The organism is Pannonibacter sp. CBAS1226 (genome assembly GCF_055685825.1).
On the sequence record NZ_JBVOUO010000002.1, the window covers coordinates 533,013 to 552,764 of the forward strand.

Sequence of the window (19,752 nt, forward strand, 5' to 3'; positions counted from 1 at the left end):
CTCGAATTCTCCTGCACTGAATCACAGTCTCAAGACGCTGATTTACCACGTGAAGACGGCGCAAAAAGGAGTCTGAAATCATGAACTTGGGACGGCTTCTGGACTCTTTTCGCAAGGCGCCTGCAGTTGAAGAGAAAGCTTCAAGAACGGCGCCGGTGATCGCCTGGCAGACGGCGGGGCGGCCCGTCTGGAGCCCGCGTGACTATGGCGCCCTGTCCCGCGAAGGTTATTGCCGGAACCCGGTGGTCTACCGGGTGATCCGCATGGTGAGCGAGGCGGCGGCGAGTGTGCCGCTGCTGCTGTTCGAGGGAGAAGAGGAGCTGGTGCGCCATCCGCTGCTCGCGCTTCTGGGGCGGCCCAATCCGGGACAGAGCGGGCCGGATTTCCTCGAACAGGTCTATGGTCATCTGCTGACGGCGGGCAATGCCTATGTGGAGCAGGTGCCGCTGGACGGCAGCCCCCGCGAGTTGCATGCGCTGCGGCCGGACAGGGTGAAGGTGGTGCCGGGAGCGGATGGCTGGCCTTCGGCCTTTGACTACAGCAACGGGGCGAAGACCGTGCGCCTGTCCGGAGAGGCAGGGAATGCGGGCGAACCGGCTCAGGTGCGCCAGCTGAAGCTGTTCCATCCGCTGTCGGATCACTATGGTTTCGCCCCCATCGAGGCGGCGCAGGTGAGCCTCGACATCCACAATGCGGCATCGGGCTGGAACAAGGCGCTGCTGGACAATGCGGCGCGGCCCTCCGGCGCGCTGGTCTATGGGGCGGGGGAGGGAGTGAACCTCTCGGCGGACCAGTTCGAGCGGCTGAAGGCGGAGTTGGAGGCGGGCTATCAGGGTGCGCGCAATGCGGGGCGCCCGCTGTTGCTGGAAGGCGGGCTCGACTGGCGGCCCATGGGACTGACGCCGAAGGACATGGACTTCATCGAGGCCAAGCGCGAGGCGGCGCGGGAGATCGCGCTGGCCTTCGGCGTGCCGCCGATGCTGATCGGCATTCCGGGCGACAACACCTTCGCCAACTATCAGGAAGCCAACCGGGCCTTCTGGCGGCAGAGCGTGCTGCCGATGGTGCGCAGGACCGCACTGAGCTTTTCAGCCTGGCTGGCGCCTGCCTTCGGCGAGGGGCTGAGGCTGGAGCCGGATATGGATGCCATCGATGCCTTGTCTACCGAGCGCGAGGCGCTGTGGCGGCGGGTGGGGGAAGCGGACTTCCTGAGCCGGGACGAGAAGCGGCAGGCGGTCGGCTATGGCACGGAAGGCGGCGAGGCCGGGGCATGAGCGGCGTGACGCAGGCCGTCGTCGAACGGGGCGACCTGGCGCATCTGGCGCTGTTTCTCTGGGCGGCCTCCGCCTCGGCACTGGCCGTTGCGCTGCTGAAGGAGCTGGCGGCCTGCAACCGGCGTTTCGGTGACTTCGTTGATGAGATCGACCGCTTGAATCAGATCTTCAACGACCGTGATGCGGGTTGAGCGGATGTAGGCAGAGCGTTGGAATGACTCATGGAACGGGCTTCATTCTGACGTCTGGTGAAATTGGCCGGCACGGTATTCCGGACTTAGGATGTGAAGATTCTGACGTTACGTCAGAAAAGCCTCGTCCGGAATCAGACCGGACAGAAGAGGGAAGAACCTCATGACATTGCTGGGATTTTTGCGAGGGCGGGCGCCGGATGCCCGCCGCGAGGGCTCACGCTTGCCCAAACACACGGGTAACCGCTGCCATCGCTTTGTTTTTGCAGCCTTTGTCTGCCGTCTGGCGCAGCTGGCCGGGGCTGGAGAGCGGACCGGTGACGGGAGGGCCTCATGAAGGCTGGCGTCAAGCGCCTGGCGGCGGCTTCTGCCGGTGAGCCCGCCTTGCGGATCGCGGGCTATGCCAGCCTGTTCAATCTGAGGGATGGCGGCGGCGATGTGGTGGCCAAGGGGGCCTTCCGGACCGCGCTGGGCCGCCGGGGCGCCTCCGGCGTCCGCATGCTCTGGCAGCATGACCCGTCGCGCCCCATCGGCATCTGGGACCGGATCGAGGAGGACCAACTGGGCCTTTATGTGGCCGGGCGGCTGCTGACCGGGCTGGAACTTGGGCGGGAGGCGGCGCTGCTGATCACGGCGGGGGCTCTGGATGGGCTCTCCATCGGGTTCCGGGCGATCAAGGCCCAGAAAATGGCAGGCGGCGCGCTGCGGCGGCTGGCCGAGATCGATCTTTGGGAAGTGTCGCTGGTGACCTTTCCGCTGCTGGATGCGGCGCGGCTGAAGCCCGTGCCGTCTCTGTCCTCTTCTGCAACTGGAGACGCATGATGGATTGCGAGATGAACGGCATGACGGTGGATCATGGCCTTGCGACCAAGAGCCTGCCGCCCTACGAGACCAAGGCGGGCGCTGCTCCGTCCGTTTCCGGCGAGCATCCGCTGAACGAGATGTATGCGGCCTTCGCGGCCTACCGCGAGGCCAATGAGGAGCGGCTTTCGGATATCGAGCGGCGCGGTTCGGCCGATGTGCTGACGCTGGAGCGGCTGGACCGGCTGGATACGGCGCTGGATGCCACCCGCCGCCGCCTTGACGAGCTGTCGCTGAAGAGCCGCCGCCCGGAGCTGAGCCACAAGAGCTTTGAAGGCAGCACACAGGTGCTGGAGCACAAGACCGCCTTCGAGGGTTACATGCGCTCCGGCCGCGAGGAGGGGCTGCGGCCGCTGGAGGTGAAGGCCATGTCCATCGGCTCGGATCCTGATGGCGGCTATCTGGTGCCGGAAGAGACGGAAGCGGGCATCCTGAGCCGCCTTGCGGCAGTCTCTCCGATCCGTGCGATTGCGGGCAACCGGCAGGTCTCGTCGAGTGTGTTCAAGAAGCCCTTCGCCATCTCCGGCCCGCAGACCGGCTGGGTGGGCGAGACCGCAGCGCGGCCGCAGACGGCCGCTCCGGCGCTGGCAGAACTGACCTTCCCGGCGATGGAGCTTTACGCCATGCCGGCGGCCACCGCCTCGCTGCTGGAGGATGCGGCGGTGAATGTGGATGAGTGGCTTGCCGAGGAGGTGGAAACCGCCTTTGCAGAGCAGGAGGGCGCGGCCTTTGTCAATGGCGACGGGGTGAACAAGCCGGTTGGCTTCCTCTCGGTGCCGCGGCTTGCGGACAGTGCCTGGGCCTGGGGCTCGCTCGGAACGCTCAACACCGGTGTCAATGCCGCCTTTGCCGCCACCAGCCCGGCGGACAAGCTGATCGACCTCGTCTATGCGCTGAAGAGCGGCTACCGGCAGAACGGCCGCTTCGTCATGAACCGGCGCACGCAGGCCGCGGTGCGCAAGATGAAGGATGCTGACGGCAACTACCTGTGGCAGCCGCCGGTGAGTTCCGATGCGCCGGCAACCCTGCTGAACTTCCCGGTCAGCGAGGCGGAGGCAATGCCGGATATTGCCACGGGTGCTGCGGCAATTGCCTTTGGTGATTTCCGCCGCGGCTATCTGGTGGTGGACCGCACGGGCGTGCGCATCCTGCGCGATCCCTACTCGGCCAAGCCCTATGTGCTGTTCTACACGACCAAGCGCGTCGGCGGCGGCGTGCAGGACTTCGCGGCCATCAAGCTGCTGGTGTTCTCCGCCTGAGGGCAGGCTGAGCCGATGAGATGAGGATGGGTCGCCCCGGCTGACCGGGGCGGCCTTTTTTCTGCCCGTCTTTTTCTGGCCGCGCGGGTGGCGTGATTTTCCGAGGACAAGATGACCCATATGGTGACGAGCCCGCCAGCGGTGGAGCCGGTGAGCGTGGCTGAACTGCGGGCGCAGGTGCGCCTTGTTCACACGCAGGAAGATGCCCTGCTGGAGCATTACATCAAGGCGGCGCGCCAGCATGTGGAGGCCCTGACGCGGCGGGCGCTGATCACGCAGACGCTTCAGGTGATGCTGGATGCGTGGCCTTCTGGGAGGGCGGTGCGCCTGCCGGTGGGGCCGGTGCAGGACGTGCTGGCGGTGAGCCTGATGGACGGGGACGGGGTGCCACAGCCTCTGCCTTCTTCTGCCTGGCGGTTCTACCGTGGTTCCGAGCCGGGAAGCCTCAGGGCGGCGCCGGGAATGGGGCCGGTTGAGCCGGTGAACGGGATCCAGATTGAGTTCATTGCCGGATACGGGGCTGATGGCTCGTCGGTGCCTGAGCCTTTGCGGCAGGCAATCCTGCTGCTGGCGGCGCATTGGTACGAGAACCGGGAGGCCTCCGTCGAGTTCGGCAACGGCACCATGCCGCAGGCGCTGGACCGGCTGCTTTCCACCTATCGTCTGGTGCTGCTGTGAGCGGGGCGGGGGATCTGCGCCGTCTGGTGCGGCTGTGGAAGCCGGAGCGGACGGCGGATGCCGGGGGCACGGCGCAGACAAGCTTTGAGGACATGGGCGTCGATCATGCGGCGGTGCGGCTGCGCAGCCAGGCAGAGCGGGCGAGTGATGCGCGGGCCGATGGCGTGGCAACGCATGAAATCCGCCTGCGGCACCGCGAAGACATTGCGGGCGGATGGCGCATTGCGGACGGGGCGAAGAGCTACCGGGTGCTGGCGGCGGCGGACCCGGACGGGTGTCGGCGCTGGACCCAGTGCCTGTGCGAGGAGGAAGAGGCATGACCGGCGAAATGGCGCTGCGGGACGCGCTGATTGCCCGGCTTTCCACTGACGCTGACCTGACGCTGATTCTCGGCGCGGGACACGTGCATGACGGGGCGCCGCGTAGTGCGGCGCATCCCTATCTGACGCTGGAGAGCATCACGTCCCGGCCTTTGGCCGGTGAGCCGGACGAGGGCATGGAGCATCAACTGGTGCTGGCGCTCTATTCCCGCGCGGACAGCCGCGACGAGGCGGTGAAGGGCGTTATGGCGGCGGCAGCGGCGCTCTTCGGTTCCGATCTCAGCCTGAACGGCTGGCATCTGGCTGACCTGCGGGCCGTCGAGACTTCCAGCGAACGGCTGAGGGACGGGCGGAGCTGGCGGGCGGCATTGCGCCTGCGCGCCGTGACCGGCCCGGAAGACTGACAGCAACACATCAAACGGCAAGGAGCGCGCAATGGCGGCGCAGCGTGGACGTGACCTTTTGCTGAAGCTCGGCACGGGCAGCGGCAATTCCTTTGTGACATTGGCGGGGCTTCGGGCCCGCAGGATCGCGCTCAATGCAGCAACGGTGGACATCACCAATGCGGACAGCGCCGGGCGCTGGCGTGAATTGCTGGCCGGGGCTGGCACCCGCAGTGCCAGCATCTCGGGCTCCGGCCTTTTCCGTGATGCCAGTGCGGACGAGACGGCGCGGGCGCTGTTCTTCAGTGGCGAGATCAGGGCCTTTCAGGTGGTGATCCCGGATTTCGGCACGCTTCAGGGGCCGTTCCAGATCACGGCGCTGGAATATGCCGGGCAGCACGACGGGGAGGTGACCTATGAGGTCGCCCTCGAGTCCGCGGGCGAACTGGCCTTTACGGCGCTTTGAGGGGAGCGGCAGGGATGACGAACCGGCTGAGAGGCGAAATCAGCGCCATGCTGGACGGGCGGGAATGGACGCTGGTGCTGACGCTGGGCGCGCTGGCGGAACTGGAGGCGGCCTTTGCCTGCGAGGATTTGCAGGGGCTGGTGGAGCGCTTTGCCAGCGGGCGGCTGGCGGCACGGGACATCATCCGCGTGCTGGGGGCGGGCCTGCGCGGGGCAGGCAACAGCGTTTCCGACGAGCAGGTGGCGATGATGCGGGCGCCCGGCGGCGTGGCCGGTTTCGCGGCGATTGCGGCGGATCTGCTGCGGATCACCTTTGGTGCCACCGAAGAGACAGCGGAGGCAGCAGGGGCCCCCGCGCGCCCTTGAGTGGCGGCGCGGGGCAGAAGGCTGCGGCGGGCGGGGCCGGGGCGTTTCCATGGGAGGCGGTGCTTCATGCCGCCATGGGGCGCCTCGGCTGGAGCCCGGCCGGAACCTGGGCCGCGACGCCGCGTGAACTGGCCTTCGCGCTGGGCCTCCGGCGGGGAGCGGGCGCTCTCAACCGCCGTGGGCTGGAGGCGCTGATGCAGCGTTTTCCGGATGAAGGAGGAACTGGATGGCAGACGACAGCCTGATTGGCGCGGGGAGCGCGGACCTCGACCGCATGGCCCAGCAGATGCAGAACATGCAGAGGACAGCGGGCGACTTCTCCCGCGTGCTGAATGCCGGACTTCGAACGGCGGTGGTTAGCGGCAAGTCACTCGACAGCGTGATGAAGTCGATGGTTCTGAGCCTGTCGTCGCGGACGCTTTCCAGCGCGCTGGCACCGCTGACAAACCTGGCGGGAAGTGCAGTGAGCAGCCTGCTGGGTTCGGCAGCCTCAAGCGTTGCAAGCGGTGTGTCCGGGCTGTTCAGCTCCGGCGTGTCGCTGTTTGCCGATGGGGGCGTGGTGTCCTCACCGACCTTTTTCGATCATGGCAGTGGGCTGGGGCTGATGGGGGAGGCAGGGGCAGAGGCCATTTTGCCCCTGCAGCGCGGCGCGGACGGACGGCTGGGGGTGGCTGGACCTAGCGGCAATGGCGGGGGAACGGTGGTCGTCAACGTGACCACGCCGGATGCGCCCAGTTTCCGCAGGTCGGAAGCGCAGGTTTCGGCAATGGTGGCCCGCGCCGTCGGACGGGGACGGCGCGGGCTCTAACACCGGCTTGAAGAGGAGGGGCTCAATGGCCGGTGTTCCCGGGAAGCATTGGCCGGTCAGGTGAGGTACCGGACCGGCCAATGCTTGCATCTGTACACTTCAGGCAGCCAGCATGGCTGCGATCTGGTCCTTCAGTTGAAGGCGTTTCTTCTTGAGGTCTTCCGTAGCTTCATCAGACGCAGGGGCAATGCCGCTCTCGATCCTGTGAAGCTCCCTGTTTACTTCATGATAATCGTCGGCCAGTTTCGCAAAGTGGGCGTTGGACAGCTTCAACGCGTGAAGCGCCCCGGCCGCCTCCGGAAATTCCTCATGAAGTTCGTGGGCAACGTGGCTCATTCAGGTCCTCCTTATGTGTGCTGACCATGGCCGGGCGACCCGGAACCGTCTTTGAGCAAGATCAAAAAACCGCAAGAACACGGGGGAGCATGCCGTGGCTGGATTTCTGGACGAGAGTTTTCCATTGCCGGTGGCCTTTGGTGCCAGAGGCGGGCCGGAACGCCGGACCGAGGTGGTACAGCTGGCGAGCGGTCAGGAAGCCCGTAACGCCAGATGGGCGGACAGCCGCAGGCGCTATGATGCGGGCTCCGGCGTGCGGTCGCTGATGGACCTGCGGGCGGTCGCCGGGCTCTTCGAGCGGGCACGGGGGCGGCTTTACGGGTTCCGGTTCCGAGATCCCTTTGACAACAGTTCTGCCTTGGCCGGGGGGGCGCCCGGGGCAGGAGATTGTCTGCTGGGGCTGGGGGATGGATCGCGGACCCGGTTTGCGTTGGTGAAGACCTACGGGGCAGGCAATCTTTCCTATACGCGCAGTATAACGCTGCCGGTTGCCGGAAGCCTGCAGGTCAGCGTGGAAGGTGTGGCGCTGGCTCCGGCGGCGTTCAGTTTTGATGCCGGGACGGGTGAGGTGGTGCTGACCGCCGCGCCTGCAAACGGGGCGAGGGTGTGGGCGGGGTTCCTGTTCGATGTGCCGGTGCGGTTTGACACCGATACGCTGGATTTCAGCCTGACGCACTTTGAGGCAGGCGAGGCGCCGGCCATTCCGCTGGTGGAAATCCGGCTCTAGGAATTTTTGCCGCAAGCCGCGGAAATCGTTCGCACTGCGAAGCAGGAAAATCATCCATGAAAACAATCGACGAGGCACTGGCCGCCCATCTGGCGGGCCGGATCACGACGCTTTGCGCCTGCTGGCTGGTGACGCGCAGCGATGGGGTGACGCTTGGCTTCACCGACCACGACCGGACGCTGACCGTGCAGGGCGTGATGTGCCACCCGGCCAACGGGCTGGAGCGCAGCGCGGTGACGGAAGGGCCGGGACTGGCCGTGGGTGGCGGCGAGGTGAGCGGTAGCCTGACGAGCGAGGGCCTGAGCGACGCCGAACTGGAGGCGGGGCTGTGGGATGGGGCCGGGGTGCGCGCCTATCTCGTCAACTGGGCTGACCCCTCGCAGGTGCTCCTGGAGCGGCGGGCCACGATCGGCGAGGTGACACGGGCGGGGCTTGTGTTCCGGGCCGAGCTGCGCGGCCTTTCGCAGGCGCTGGAGGCGCGGCGGGGGCGGGTGTTCTCCGGCCAGTGCGACGCGGATCTGGGGGATGCGCGCTGCGGTGTGGATCTGGCCTCGGCCACCTACCGGGGAACAGGAACGGTGCTCCTCTCGCATGACGCGCGGCGGCTGCGGGTCTCAGGACTTCATTCCTACGCCGGCGGCTGGTTCGACGGCGGGCGGCTGGTGGTGACCAGTGGCACGCTGTCCGGCTTTGCCTGCGAGGTGGCCCGGCACGACCGGACGGATGAAGGCGCGGAGCTGGTGCTGTGGCTGGCGTCGCCGCAGATGCTGGCGCCGGGGACCGGCATCACGGTGACGGCGGGCTGTGACAAGCGCTTTGCCACCTGTCAGGCGAGATTCGCCAATGCACTGAACTTTCAGGGCTTTCCGCATATGCCGGGGACGGATTTCGTCTTGTCCTACCCGAACCGCAATTCAGGTGAGAACGATGGAGGGGCGATTGTCTCCTGACGGGATTTCACGGGCGGTGTTGCTGGCCGAAGCGCGCAGTTGGATCGGCACACCCTACCGGCATCAGGCCTCGCTGAAGGGCGTGGGGTGCGACTGCCTCGGACTTGTCCGGGGGCTGTGGCGCCAGTTTGTGGGGCCGGAGCCTGTGCCTGTGCCGGCCTATTCGCCGCAGTGGGCGGAAGCTGGCAGTGCGGGCGAGAGCCTGCTGAAGGCGGCCGGGACCTGGCTTATGCCGGCGCCAGGGACTGGCGCGCCGGGGGATGTGGTGCTGTTCCGCTGGCGCGACGGCGCACCGGTGAAACACGCAGGTCTCCTGAGTGAAACGGGCGGCCTGATCCACGCCTATGAGCGGGCAGGCGTGATCGAAAGCCCGCTGGTGCCTGCGTGGTCGCGGCGCATTTCGCATGTGTTTTCCTTTCCCGGAGTTCTGCCATGGCAACCCTGATCCTTGCAGCGGCCGGTCAGGCCCTTGGCAACATGGCTGGAATTGGGGCCATTGGTGGCATTCTGGGGCGTGCGGCGGGCGCTGTGGCCGGGAGTCTGATCGACAATTCCCTGTTCGGCAGCAGCCGGACGGTGGAGTCCGGCCGGCTGGCCGATCTTTCAGTCCAGTCCTCTGTTGAGGGGGCCTCCCTGCCATTGATCTATGGCCGGGTGCGGCTGGCAGGGCAGGTGATCTGGGCGACACGTTTCGAGGAGGAAGTCAGCGAGGAGACCTCCGGCGGAAAGGCGGGCGGCGGATCACGCACGACGGTGCGCAGCTACAGCTATTACGGCAGTTTGGCCGTGGCCCTGTGCGAAGGGCCGGTGGCGCGGATCGGGCGCGTGTGGGCCGATGGCAAGCTGCTGGATCTCTCCGGCATCAATCACCGCATCTATACGGGCACGCGGACGCAAGGGCCGGATCCCTTGATCACGGCCGTGCAGGGTGTGGCTCCGGCCTATCGCGGGACGGCCTATGTGGTGTTCGAGCGGCTGCCGCTGGAGAGCTTCGGCAACCGTCTGCCGCAGCTGTCCTTCGAGGTGGTGCGGGTGGTGGAGCGGCTGGAGCCGATGGTGAAGGCTGTGACGCTGATCCCCGGTGCGGGCGAGTTTGTCTATGCTCCCACCAAGGTCACGGACGAGCCCTCCACCGGCACGACGGTGGTGGTGAACCGGCACACGTCCATCGCCGCCAGCGACTGGCACGCGGCGCTGGATGAGTTGCAGGGCCTGTGTCCGGCGCTGGAGAGCGTGGCACTCGTGGTGGCCTGGTTCGGGGATGACCTTAGAGCCGGACAGTGCTCCATCCGGCCGAAGGTGGAGACAGCGAGCCGCAACACCTCCGGCATGACCTGGCAGGTGGGCCCGGTGACGCGGGAGGGCGCGCAGCTTGTTTCGCAGATTGACGGGCGGCCAGCCTTTGGTGGAACGCCTTGTGATGCCAGCGTGATTGCAGCCATCCGCGATCTGAAGGCCCGGGGGCTGAGGGTGGTGCTCTATCCCTTCATCCTCATGGATATCCCGGCTGGCAACAGCCTGCCTGCGCCTGAGGGCGGGGCGCCGCAGCCGGTCTATCCCTGGCGCGGGCGGATCGTGCCTTCGGGGAGTGTTGCGGCAGATGTGGCGGCCTTCATGGGAGGCGCGATGCCGGCCCATTTCAGTGTGAGCGGCGAGGCGATCGGGTTCAGCGGCAATACGGAGGACTGGGGTTACCGGCGTTTCATCCTGCATCTGGCGCATCTGGCGGAAGCGGCGGGCGGTGTTGATGCCTTTCTGACCGGCTCGGAAATGCGCGGGCTGACCAGGGCAAGCGCTGGCGGCGGCAGCTATCCCTTCGTGACGGCGCTGAGAGCATTGACCGCAGATGTACGCGGCGTGCTGAGGGCCGGGACGAAGATTTCCTATGCGGCGGATTGGTCTGAATATGGCGCGCATCAGCCGGAGGAGGGGGAGGTGCGGTTTCCGCTGGATCCTTTTTGGGCTGACCCCGCGGTGGATTTCGTCGGCATCGACAATTACCTGCCGCTGACGGACCTGAAGGGCGAAGACGGCGAGGCGCCCTACGATCTTGAAGCCTTGCGGGCCGGAGTGGCGGGCGGGGAGTATTTCGACTGGTATTACCGCTCGGATGCGGAGCGGCGGGCCGGACAGCGCACGCCGATCACCGATGGGGCCTATGGCAAGCCGTTCGTCTACCGCGCCAAGGATATCCGGGGATGGTGGGAAAACCCGCATGTGGAGCGGGTGGGCGGAGTTGAACTGGCGGCTGCGACGGCCTGGGTGCCCATGTCCAAGCCCATCTGGTTCACCGAGCTGGGCATTCCGGCGATTGACCGTGGGGCGAACCAGCCGAATGTCTTCGTCGATCCGAAATCGTCGGAATCCACCCCGCCGCATTTTTCCAGCGGAACGCGTGACGACGCCATGCAGCGGATGGGGCTGGAGGCGGTGCTGAGCTACTGGGGCGGCAATCATCCGGAGCTGGCGCGCGGGGACAATCCGGTCTCACCCGTCTATGGCGGGCGGATGGTGGATGAGGCCAATCTGCATCTTTGGACCTATGACGCCCGGCCCTTTCCGGCCTTTCCGGTCTATGGCGACGTCTGGTCGGACGGGGGCAACTGGGAGGTCGGGCACTGGCTGAACGGGCGGCTTGGCTCGGTGAGTATTGCCGGATTGATACGGCAGATGCTGGAGGATTTCGGCATCGGCGGCGAGGCCTGCGACGTGCTTGGGCCAGCCGCAGTTGTCGAGGGGATGACGCTGGCGGGGCCGGTTTCCTTGCGTGATGCCATCGAGCCGCTGCTGGAGGCCTTTGGCGGGCAGGCGCTGGATCTGGGGGACCGGCTGCGTTTTGCCATTGCCGGAGTAGGACGGGTGCATGCGCTGGACGGGCACCTGCTGGCAGAAGAGGCGGAAGACCAGCCACTGCTGAGCCGGGTGCGGGCGCAGAATGCCGAGCTGACGAGCGAGATCCGGCTGTCGGGCGAAGACCCGCAGCAGGACTTCCGCCGTCAGGTGGTGGCCAGCCGCCGCCTGGAAGGAGGAAGCCGGACGGTGAGTTCGCAGGATCTGGCCGTGACCGCCAATCCGGTGGTGCTGATGCAGGCGGCAGATGCCCGGCTGCAGCGGGTCTGGGCGGAGCGGGAGCGGGTGGAATTCTCCCTGCCGCCCACAGAGGCCAGATTTGAGGTGGGCGATCTGGTTGAGATTGCGGAAACGCCGGATCAGGTGTTCTCGCCTGCGCTGCGCCTGCGGATCGAGCGGATCGAGACTGCGCAGACGCGGAAGATCGAGGCGGTGCGCAGCGCGCCGGTTCTGGCGGTGTCCCGCACGCCGCAGAGCCGGGCGTCTGTCTGGCAGGATACGGAAGCGGGGCCGCCGCATGTGGTGATGATGGACCTGCCGCTGCTGCAGGACACGGATGGTGCCTTCTCTCCCGTGGTTGCGGCTTTTGCGCGGCCCTGGCCGGGGGAACTGGCGGTGCTGCGCAGCCGGACGGGCGACAGTTTCGAGGAAGTGGCGCGGCTGGAGCGGCCGGCCACGACGGGCACGCTGAGGGCGGATCTGCCGCCGAGGCCGGTGTGGCGGTGGGATGAAGCATCCGTCTGCGAGGTGGAGATCCATGGCGGGTTGATGCAGAGCCGCAGTGCGGAAGCTGTGCTTTCCGGTGCCAATGCGTTGGCCGTTCTGAGCCGGACGGGTGGATATGAGCTGCTGCAATTCCGCAATGCGGAGCTGACGGGTACGCGGCGGTACCGCCTGACAGGGCTGCTGCGCGGGCAGAAGGGCAGCGAGGCAGAGGCGGCGGCTGGAGCTGAAGCCGGTGCGGTCATCGTTCTGTTGGATGGCACCCACGGGGTGCTGCCGCTGGAGGCGGATCTGCTGGGGCGGGCGCTGACCTATCGAATCCTGCCCGCCGGTGCGGCTCTGGACACGGTGGCCCGCAGGGATGTGGTCTTTGCGGCGAGCGGCCGGGCGGCCTTGCCGCTGGCGCCGGTGCATCTGAGGGCATTGCGGGAGAGCGGAGGCATCCGCCTGTCGTGGATACGGCGGACCCGAAAGGGCGGCGACAGCTGGGACCTTGCCGAGGTGCCGCTGGGCGAGACGGCGGAAGTCTACCGTGTGGACCTTCTGTCTGCCTCGGGCGGAAGCGTTCTGCGGTCGCTGACCAGCACGGCCACGAGTCTGGTTTATCCGGCAGCGGATGAAGTTGCCGATTTCGGCGGGCCGGTGGCGAGCCTTGCGGTGCGGGTCTGTCAGATTTCGCCCGAGGCAGGGCCGGGCGCATTCCTGAAAGAGGTGTTGAATGTCTGAGACAGCAAGGCTGGGCCTGCCGCTGATTGCGGCGGCGCAGGCGCAGAAACACGTGACCCACAACGAGGCGCTGGTGCGGCTGGATGCGCTGGCGCATCTGCGGCTGATCGAGGAGCGGCAGGCGCCGCTTGCCGTTGCCGGAGAAGGCGATAGTTTTCTGGTCGCCTCCGGTGCCTGGGGCGCTTTTGCCGGGCACGAGGGCAAAGCAGCACATTACAGCGGCGGGGCCTGGGTGTTCTATCCGGGCTTTGAGGGCCTGCGGGCCTTTCTCGCGTCCGAGGGCAGGCTGCTGGTTTTCTCCGGTGGGGGCTGGCGGGACTATGCCGCACTGCTCGGGCCGCAGATGGTGCTGGCCCGCAGCAGCGGCGGGGCGACGGCAGGTCTCTCCGTACTGGAGGCGACGCTCTCCGGGATGAGCGGGGCTTATGTCGAGGCGCCGGACCTGATCCCGGACCGGGCGGTGGTCTTCGCCGTCTCCTGCCGGACACTCACAACAGTCACAGGTGCAGCGTCCTACGACTGCGGACTTTCTTCCGAAAGGTCGAAGTTTGGCGGGTCTCTGGGCATCAGCGCCGGAGCGCAGAATGCGGGAGTGATTGGCCCGACCGCCTTCTACGCGCCCACCAGCGTGCGCCTGTCGGCCAATGGCGGGAACTTCACCGGCGGTGCCGTCCGCGTGGCCGTGCAGTGTCTGGTGGCAGGAGTGCCTGCAGCGTGAGGGCGCAAGGCCACGAGTTCAAGTGTTTTCGAGGGAGTGATGATCATGAATGTCAGTCCTGAAGGGCTTGCCTTTATTGCCCGGCACGAGGGCTTTTCCTCGCGTGCCTACATGGATCCGGCCGGGGTACCGACGATCGGTTACGGCTTCACCCTTGCCTCCCGGCTGTTCCGTGACTGGTGGACGAAGCGGGGCCGCAAGGACCTCAAGGCCGGAGACATGATCGACCGGGCCGAAGCCAATACCGTGCTGAAGACGCTGGCGGATCATGAATATGGCGCTGCGGTGCTGCGCCGCTTCGGCAAGCTGCCGCAGAACCAGTTCGATGCGGTTGTTTCGGCTGTCTACAATCTCGGGGAACAGTGCCTCTCCTGGCGCTGGGCGGCGGCGCTGGCGGCCGGAAACGTGGCCGAGGCCGCGCGGCTGCTGGCCATGACCGGCATCCGGGCCGGGGGGCGCATTCTGCCGGGACTGGTCCGGCGCAGGTCCGAAGAAGCCCAGCTTCTTCAGGGCGGCGATTATGGCTTCAACGGGCATAACTCCTTGCCAGAGCCGGACCCTGAGGTGATGCGGGGCCAGCAGATGCTGGCACGGCTTGGCTTCAAGCCCGGCCCTGCCGACGGGATCGAAGGGCCGATCACACGGGCGGCGGTGCTGGCATTCCAGATCGAGCACCCGCCGCTGAAGCTCGACGGCAGGCTGGGCCCCGCAACCCTCTCCGAACTGGAGCGCGCCGTTGGAAAGCAGAAAGGTGTGGCCGGAACACTCATCTGCGGTGCGACTGGCGCGGGCGTTTCCGTTTCGAATGGCGATGCCTGGGTGGAAGTCCTTGGCTGGGGGCTGGCGCTGGCTGGCCTTGCCTTCGTGACCTATCTGGTGTGGGCAAACCGGGGCCGTATCCGGCTGCTTGCCCGCCAGCTCATTTCCTGAAACCTGATGCGGAAGGACAGGCACATGAATGGTTGGAAGACACTTGCCTTCAATGGAGCGGTTGGCATCGCCAGTCTGGGTGGCGGAGTGCTGGACCAGCTGGAGGTGATCGACTGGAGCAAAATTTTACCGGGTGGCTGGGGGCCGTTTGCCGTCATGGCGATCGGCCTCATCAACATCCTCCTGCGGCATGTGACGACGGAGCCTGCGGCCTGGCGCAAGTAAGCGGGGCCTGAAAAGATGCTTGGGGCTGACGGGAGACTGTCAGCCCCGTTCATTTGCCATTCAGGCAGAGGCAGCTACAAAAGGGATACTTCCGGCCCGAACCGAAGCAGGAACAGTCCCGTGACCAGATCTTTTGCCGCCGCCCTTCTCTTTCTTCTTGCCGGACTTGTCCCGGCTGCAGCCAATTGCCTGTCGCAGGGCGAGGCACAGCAGGCCGTGGCAAGCGGGCAGGCGCAGCCGCTGGGTGCTGTTGCAGGCTCCGTGGGCGGCGAAATCGTCAAGGCGCAGCTGTGTATCGAGGGCGGGCGCTATGTCTACCGTCTCTCCGTGCTGGCCAACGGACAGGTGACGACAGTCGTTGTCGATGCCAGCCGGTAGGCACAGGGCGAAGACTCGCCTAAATGTGACGATAGACAGATCCATCCGGGAAGACAGATGCGCCTCCTCATTGTTGAAGACGACAAGGACCTGAACCGCCAGCTTGCCGAGGCACTGACCGAAGCGGGCTATGTTGTGGATCGTGCCTATGACGGCGAGGAGGGGCACTATCTCGGCGACACGGAGCCCTATGACGCTGTGGTGCTGGATCTCGGCCTGCCAGTGCTCGACGGCATTTCGGTGCTGGAAAAATGGCGCCGGAACAAGCGCACGATGCCTGTGCTGATCCTGACCGCCCGCGACCGCTGGTCTGACAAGGTGGCTGGCATTGATGCGGGCGCGGATGACTATGTGGCCAAGCCCTTCCATATGGAGGAAGTGCTGGCGCGGGTGCGGGCGCTGGTGCGCCGCGCGGCCGGCCTTGCCTCCAATGAAATCGAATGCGGTGACCTGCGCGCCGATTTGCGCACCAGCCGCGTGACGGTGGGCGGCAGTCCGGTGAAGCTGACGTCGCTGGAATACCGCCTTCTGGCCTATCTGCTGCACCACAAGGGCAAGGTGATCTCCCGCACTGAGCTGGTGGAGCATCTCTACGATCAGGACTTTGACCGGGATTCCAATACGATCGAGGTTTTTGTCGGACGGCTGCGCAAGAAGCTGGGCGGGGACTATATCGAAACCATCCGTGGGCTTGGCTACCGGATGGGAGAACCGGTGTGAGCGGGCCGGATCAGGCTTCGCGGAGTGAGGCGGCAGGGCCGCCGCGGCGCAGGTCCCTGGCAACACGGCTGGTGCTCGCTGCCTCGCTCTGGTCGACGGCAGCTCTTGTGATCGCGGGCGTCATTCTGGTTGGCCTCTACCGCGAGGCGGTGGAACGCGGCTTTGACAGCCAGCTTGAAGTCTACCAGAAGAGCATCATTGGCGCGATGGCGCCTGCCGCTGCTGGAGAGCCGCTGAACAGGCCGGACAATCTGGGAGAGCCGCGCTTCTCCCTGCCGCTTTCGGGCTGGTACTGGACGGTGACGGATCTGGCGGGAGGCGAGCGGGTGTTCGCCTCGCCTTCGCTGCTCGGAGATCCGCTGAACCTTCCCGCGCTGGGCGAGGGCGAGCGCAGCGGCAGCGCCGCCATGACAGGCCCGGGTGACGACGAATTGCGGGTGACGCAGCGGATCATCTCCTTCGGAGGCAAAAGCTATCTCATTGCCGTGGCCGGTCGCACAGCCGGGCTGCGGCAGGATGTGAGAGCCTTTGCCGGGCAGGTGGCGCTGACGCTGTTCGTCTTTGGCCTCGGGCTGGTGGCTGCGGTGTTTCTTCAGGTCCGCTATGGACTTATGCCGCTGAAGCGCCTGCAGGCATCGCTGGCGGCGGTCCGTCAGGGCGACGCCGAGCGGGTGGAGGAGGATCTGCCCTCGGAACTTGCGCCGCTTGCCGTGGAGCTGAATGCGCTGATTGCCTCGAACAGGGAAGTGGTGGAGCGTGCCCGCACGCATGTGGGCAATCTGGCCCATGCCCTGAAGACGCCGCTAAGCGTGATTTCCAATGAAGCCCGGGCACAGGGCGGGCCATTTGCGGAAAAGATGGCCGAACAGGCCGGCATCATGCGCACGCAGGTTGATCACCATCTTGAGCGGGCGCGGATGGCTGCCCAGCGGCGGGTGATTGGCGTCGCAACTCCGGCCGAACCGGTTCTGACAAAGCTGGCCCGCGTGATGGAACGTATCCACGATGCCAAGGGGCTGGATATTTCCGCCGATTGCGCCGAGGGGATGCGTTTCCGGGGTGAGCAGCAGGATCTTGAGGAAATGGCTGGCAACCTCATGGACAATGCCTGCAAGTGGGCAAGGTACGAGGTGCGGCTGACATCGCGGCTGACAGACACCGGAACCCCAGGCCGTCAGTTCATCGAAATCATCGTCGAGGATGACGGACCGGGCCTGACGGAGGAGCAGCGCAAGGAAGCCGTGAAACGCGGCAAGCGGCTGGACGAAAGCGTGCCCGGCACGGGGCTCGGGCTGTCGATCGTTGCCGATCTGGCGGGGCTTTATGGCGGCAGTTTCGAGCTGTCGTCTTCGGAACTTGGCGGACTGAAAGCACGCCTGCTGCTGCCTGCGGTCTGACGCCAGGTCTTTCGGTGCTGACGCATCACACCGTGACACTGCCCATGCGCCGCACAGGTTTGTAGGAGGGACTCTGTAAGGTTGGGTAATGCAGCTTTACTGGACGTCCGCCACCCTGTGACCTACATCACTAAGAGTGCGCTGCAACATCCCTAATGTTTCATCAAGATGGCGTGATTCGGCCATAAATTTGGGAAATTTTAAGGATAACGGGCGCAGTATGGGAACCTTGTTACCATTCTTGCGTTGTCGCGTTTGAGAACGCGCGAACCGGTCCTTGGCGGCCGGTTGATGGAGTGCGAGATGCGGTTGAGCAAAAGTGGGTTGATTGTGCTCTTGTCTGCAGGCCTGTCGGCTTGCGGCTCGCTCGGCAGTGACAGCAGCTCCGGCGGCGCGGATCTGTGGGGATCGGCTTTTGGCCGCTCCGAGAAATCCATCGCTGAGGCCGAAGCCAACGCAGCTATCAACAAGCTGCTGGAAGGCACCCCCGGCCTCGTGCTGGAAACGAGTGACCGGCGCGTTGCCGCCGAGGCGCAAAAGCAGGCGCTGGCCACACCGGGAGCCGGTGGCGCCGTGCGCTGGGACAATCCGCGGACCGGACGGCAAGGTGAAGTTCGTCCGGGACCCAAATATCAGGTCAACAACACCGAGTGCCGGGAGTTCACCCATCAGGTGACGTCCAAGGACAATCCCGTGCCTGTGGTGGCCCGCGCAACGGCCTGCACCGACGAAAAGGGGCTGTGGCGCCCGATCGGTTGAGCCGCATCAGAGCTTCGCATATCCCGGTCCGACTTGCGGCCCGCCGGTTTCCGGCGGGTTTTCTGTTTTTGCAAGCAACGCCGTGATCTGGAGGACGTGCAGGATTTTAATGTTCAGGTCAACCAATTGGAAAGGAACACTTAAGCCCTGAAGTGCTAGGCTTCCCGCCAGTCTTATCCGGTTGATCAAAGTTCTGCGTATCATGACCGATCAGGATCTTCTGAAAAGGAAGATACAGTCCTATCTCGGAGAGCTGTCTCCGGGTGCTGTCTCCATGCTGGCCAGAAGCCTGGAGAGGACACATGCACTTGGACAGAACGAGCCCCATGCAGAGCTTATTCTGGCGGCCGCGCTGGCTCTGTTGTCTGGACAGGCCTCCGGCGAAGAGCCTGTGAATGCAATTCCAGCCCGGCATGCCGGCCGCGACGGGCGCCAGAAGCTGGAGCGGAGCTTTTTCGCGCCGCTCGATGCCTTTGCCATAAATGAACAGCTTCCCCACAAGCAGGAAGGCCGGATTTACCGACCTTATCTGAGTGAATTCTGGAACTGGATGGAGCGTGATGTCCTGGCGGACGACATTTCCCGGGCGGTCGAGTTTCTGGAAAAGCGTCCGGATGATGACGAGCGGGTTCACCGCGTGGCTGCGGTCTTGCGTAAGAAGGCGGGAGAGGCGCTGACGGGCATTCTCGAGGAATGCGCCGCATCTGAACGCGAGCAGCGCCGGCTGAAGATGATGCTGGGCGGCGAACGTGCGCTGCAGGATCTTGCCGATGTGGCCAAGGTGTTCAAGGCGGAGCCCTGGCTGAGAGCCTTCCTCCGGCGCATTCCAGATACGCTCAGCGAGCGGGCGTTGAAACAGGATGGGGACATCCTTGATCTGGTTTCCGCCTATGCCACGCGTCATCCCCAAGATGTGCCGGTGATCGCGGCCGCCATGCTGGACCGGGCGGAGGCACCCTGGTCGCTTGGCCCCTTTGCGGAGCGGCTGGCGAAGGTGCGCGGCGCCAGGTGGCTGACGAAGACCCGGTATGCGCCCTTTGCCTCGATTGTGATCTCGGAGGTGGAGCGGCTGCATCTGCTGGCCCATGAGCACCGCAAGAACAACCCCGACCCCGTTGGTTTTGCTGCCGCGCTATCCGCCTATGTCTGCGTGGTCAAAGGGGTGGAACTGGACATGGATCTGACGGGCGCCGACCAGTGGCGCAGCCGGATCGCCGAAACCCGCCGGAGCATTTCGGGCGCTGTTGCTGATGAGCTTTCCGGGGCTGCGGGCGCTGTCCGCCGCGCCTTGCTGGTGCCTAAGGCCGAAGAGCCGGGTGAGAATCGGCCGGATGAGGCGGCCCTTGATGCGGCCGTTCGCGCGCTCCGTGTGCTGGACCTGAGCCGTAGCGCTGCCGAGGTCCTGGCCGTGAATGAAGCTGGAAAGCGGGCACGTCAGTCGGTCGAGCAGACGCTGGAGATTATCTCGCGCTCCCTGATTTCCGATCTGGGAAAGGCGAAAGGAGCCCAGAAAGAGGCTGTTGCTTCTGCCGCCGAGGCAGCCATTCTGCTGAGTGAAATCTGTTTCGGGCAGGAATATGCCGCTCTTTTGAGGCGAAGCCGCCAAAGCGCGATGGCCGCAGCAGCCTGAGGGTGCCGGTCTGTCCGTATTTTCCAGATCCGTGTTTTCACCGCGACCCAAGGTCACACACTCTTTTGTTGCCAGACG

The 19,752-nt window shown here is 65.6% G+C and carries 25 protein-coding genes; 23 read left to right on the forward strand and 2 right to left on the reverse strand.

Features of this window, described 5'->3' with window-relative positions:
• The first annotated feature begins 80 nt into the window (after window positions 1-80).
• From AC0CMF_RS09475 to AC0CMF_RS09525, 11 genes are all read left to right on the forward strand, one after another.
• Window positions 81-1,274, forward strand: coding sequence for a phage portal protein (locus AC0CMF_RS09475; protein ID WP_374628654.1), 1,194 nt, complete (start codon window positions 81-83; stop codon window positions 1,272-1,274).
• Window positions 1,271-1,465, forward strand: a complete 195-nt coding sequence (locus tag AC0CMF_RS09480) for a hypothetical protein (RefSeq protein ID WP_374628655.1) — start codon at window positions 1,271-1,273, stop codon at window positions 1,463-1,465. Before AC0CMF_RS09475 ends, AC0CMF_RS09480 begins: the two co-directional genes overlap by 4 nt.
• A gap of 333 nt (window positions 1,466-1,798) precedes the next feature.
• Window positions 1,799-2,287, forward strand: coding sequence for an HK97 family phage prohead protease (locus AC0CMF_RS09485; RefSeq protein WP_374628656.1), 489 nt, complete (start codon window positions 1,799-1,801; stop codon window positions 2,285-2,287).
• Entirely contained in the window at window positions 2,284-3,585 is a 1,302-nt protein-coding gene (locus AC0CMF_RS09490) for a phage major capsid protein (RefSeq protein WP_472481533.1), read from the forward strand. The genes AC0CMF_RS09485 and AC0CMF_RS09490 overlap by 4 nt, the downstream gene beginning before the upstream one ends.
• A gap of 111 nt (window positions 3,586-3,696) precedes the next feature.
• Complete coding sequence (locus tag AC0CMF_RS09495; RefSeq protein ID WP_374628658.1) at window positions 3,697-4,263, forward strand: head-tail connector protein; 567 nt, start codon at window positions 3,697-3,699, stop codon at window positions 4,261-4,263.
• Window positions 4,260-4,583, forward strand: a complete 324-nt coding sequence (locus AC0CMF_RS09500) for a phage head closure protein (RefSeq protein ID WP_374628659.1) — start codon at window positions 4,260-4,262, stop codon at window positions 4,581-4,583. The genes AC0CMF_RS09495 and AC0CMF_RS09500 overlap by 4 nt, the downstream gene beginning before the upstream one ends.
• Window positions 4,580-4,987, forward strand: a complete 408-nt coding sequence (locus AC0CMF_RS09505) for a DUF3168 domain-containing protein (RefSeq protein WP_374628661.1) — start codon at window positions 4,580-4,582, stop codon at window positions 4,985-4,987. Before AC0CMF_RS09500 ends, AC0CMF_RS09505 begins: the two co-directional genes overlap by 4 nt.
• A gap of 31 nt (window positions 4,988-5,018) precedes the next feature.
• Window positions 5,019-5,432, forward strand: a complete 414-nt coding sequence (locus AC0CMF_RS09510; protein ID WP_374628662.1) for a phage major tail protein, TP901-1 family — start codon at window positions 5,019-5,021, stop codon at window positions 5,430-5,432.
• Between the two features lie 14 nt (window positions 5,433-5,446).
• Window positions 5,447-5,797, forward strand: a complete 351-nt coding sequence (locus tag AC0CMF_RS09515) for a gene transfer agent family protein (protein WP_374628663.1) — start codon at window positions 5,447-5,449, stop codon at window positions 5,795-5,797.
• Window positions 5,794-6,042 (forward strand): phage tail assembly chaperone, encoded by a 249-nt coding sequence (locus AC0CMF_RS09520; RefSeq protein WP_050471126.1) that lies wholly within the window; start codon window positions 5,794-5,796, stop codon window positions 6,040-6,042. The genes AC0CMF_RS09515 and AC0CMF_RS09520 overlap by 4 nt, the downstream gene beginning before the upstream one ends.
• Entirely contained in the window at window positions 6,024-6,605 is a 582-nt protein-coding gene (locus AC0CMF_RS09525) for a phage tail tape measure protein (protein WP_374628664.1), read from the forward strand. Before AC0CMF_RS09520 ends, AC0CMF_RS09525 begins: the two co-directional genes overlap by 19 nt.
• Before the next feature lie 99 nt (window positions 6,606-6,704).
• On the opposite strand, the gene AC0CMF_RS09530 is transcribed toward AC0CMF_RS09525, so the two are convergent.
• Window positions 6,705-6,941, reverse strand: a complete 237-nt coding sequence (locus tag AC0CMF_RS09530) for a YdcH family protein (RefSeq protein WP_050471128.1) — start codon at window positions 6,939-6,941, stop codon at window positions 6,705-6,707.
• Between the two features lie 94 nt (window positions 6,942-7,035).
• Between AC0CMF_RS09530 and AC0CMF_RS09535 the strand changes: the two genes are divergently transcribed.
• The 11 genes from AC0CMF_RS09535 to AC0CMF_RS09585 all read left to right on the forward strand — a co-directional run bounded on the left by AC0CMF_RS09535 (window position 7,036) and on the right by AC0CMF_RS09585 (window position 18,044).
• Entirely contained in the window at window positions 7,036-7,668 is a 633-nt protein-coding gene (locus AC0CMF_RS09535; protein ID WP_374628665.1) for a phage distal tail protein, Rcc01695 family, read from the forward strand.
• 56 nt (window positions 7,669-7,724) lie between these two features.
• Complete coding sequence (locus AC0CMF_RS09540) at window positions 7,725-8,618, forward strand: DUF2163 domain-containing protein (RefSeq protein ID WP_374628666.1); 894 nt, start codon at window positions 7,725-7,727, stop codon at window positions 8,616-8,618.
• Window positions 8,608-9,063 (forward strand): NlpC/P60 family protein, encoded by a 456-nt coding sequence (locus AC0CMF_RS09545; protein WP_374628668.1) that lies wholly within the window; start codon window positions 8,608-8,610, stop codon window positions 9,061-9,063. Before AC0CMF_RS09540 ends, AC0CMF_RS09545 begins: the two co-directional genes overlap by 11 nt.
• On the forward strand, window positions 9,051-12,917 hold the full coding sequence (locus AC0CMF_RS09550; protein WP_374628669.1) for a baseplate multidomain protein megatron: 3,867 nt from the start codon (window positions 9,051-9,053) through the stop codon (window positions 12,915-12,917). The genes AC0CMF_RS09545 and AC0CMF_RS09550 overlap by 13 nt, the downstream gene beginning before the upstream one ends.
• Window positions 12,910-13,635: a DUF2793 domain-containing protein gene (locus AC0CMF_RS09555; RefSeq protein ID WP_374628670.1), complete on the forward strand. Its 726-nt coding sequence runs from the start codon at window positions 12,910-12,912 to the stop codon at window positions 13,633-13,635. The genes AC0CMF_RS09550 and AC0CMF_RS09555 overlap by 8 nt, the downstream gene beginning before the upstream one ends.
• Window positions 13,636-13,680: 45 nt before the next feature.
• Entirely contained in the window at window positions 13,681-14,565 is an 885-nt protein-coding gene (locus AC0CMF_RS09560) for a glycoside hydrolase family protein (protein ID WP_208997467.1), read from the forward strand.
• A 24-nt stretch (window positions 14,566-14,589) separates the two neighbouring features.
• Window positions 14,590-14,790: a hypothetical protein gene (locus AC0CMF_RS09565; RefSeq protein ID WP_050471135.1), complete on the forward strand. Its 201-nt coding sequence runs from the start codon at window positions 14,590-14,592 to the stop codon at window positions 14,788-14,790.
• Window positions 14,791-14,910: 120 nt separating this feature from the next.
• Entirely contained in the window at window positions 14,911-15,168 is a 258-nt protein-coding gene (locus AC0CMF_RS09570) for a PepSY domain-containing protein (RefSeq protein ID WP_055455670.1), read from the forward strand.
• Between the two features lie 57 nt (window positions 15,169-15,225).
• Window positions 15,226-15,888, forward strand: a complete 663-nt coding sequence (locus AC0CMF_RS09575; protein WP_050471136.1) for a response regulator transcription factor — start codon at window positions 15,226-15,228, stop codon at window positions 15,886-15,888.
• Entirely contained in the window at window positions 15,885-17,285 is a 1,401-nt protein-coding gene (locus AC0CMF_RS09580; RefSeq protein ID WP_374628671.1) for an ATP-binding protein, read from the forward strand. The genes AC0CMF_RS09575 and AC0CMF_RS09580 overlap by 4 nt, the downstream gene beginning before the upstream one ends.
• Window positions 17,286-17,588: 303 nt before the next feature.
• Window positions 17,589-18,044, forward strand: a complete 456-nt coding sequence (locus tag AC0CMF_RS09585) for an RT0821/Lpp0805 family surface protein (RefSeq protein WP_050471387.1) — start codon at window positions 17,589-17,591, stop codon at window positions 18,042-18,044.
• 6 nt (window positions 18,045-18,050) lie between these two features.
• On the opposite strand, the gene AC0CMF_RS09590 is transcribed toward AC0CMF_RS09585, so the two are convergent.
• Window positions 18,051-18,248 (reverse strand): hypothetical protein, encoded by a 198-nt coding sequence (locus tag AC0CMF_RS09590; protein WP_058900345.1) that lies wholly within the window; start codon window positions 18,246-18,248, stop codon window positions 18,051-18,053.
• 70 nt (window positions 18,249-18,318) lie between these two features.
• Here AC0CMF_RS09590 and AC0CMF_RS09595 point away from each other — a divergent pair, with 70 nt between their 5' ends.
• Complete coding sequence (locus AC0CMF_RS09595; protein WP_374628672.1) at window positions 18,319-19,674, forward strand: hypothetical protein; 1,356 nt, start codon at window positions 18,319-18,321, stop codon at window positions 19,672-19,674.
• Window positions 19,675-19,752: the final 78 nt, after the last annotated feature.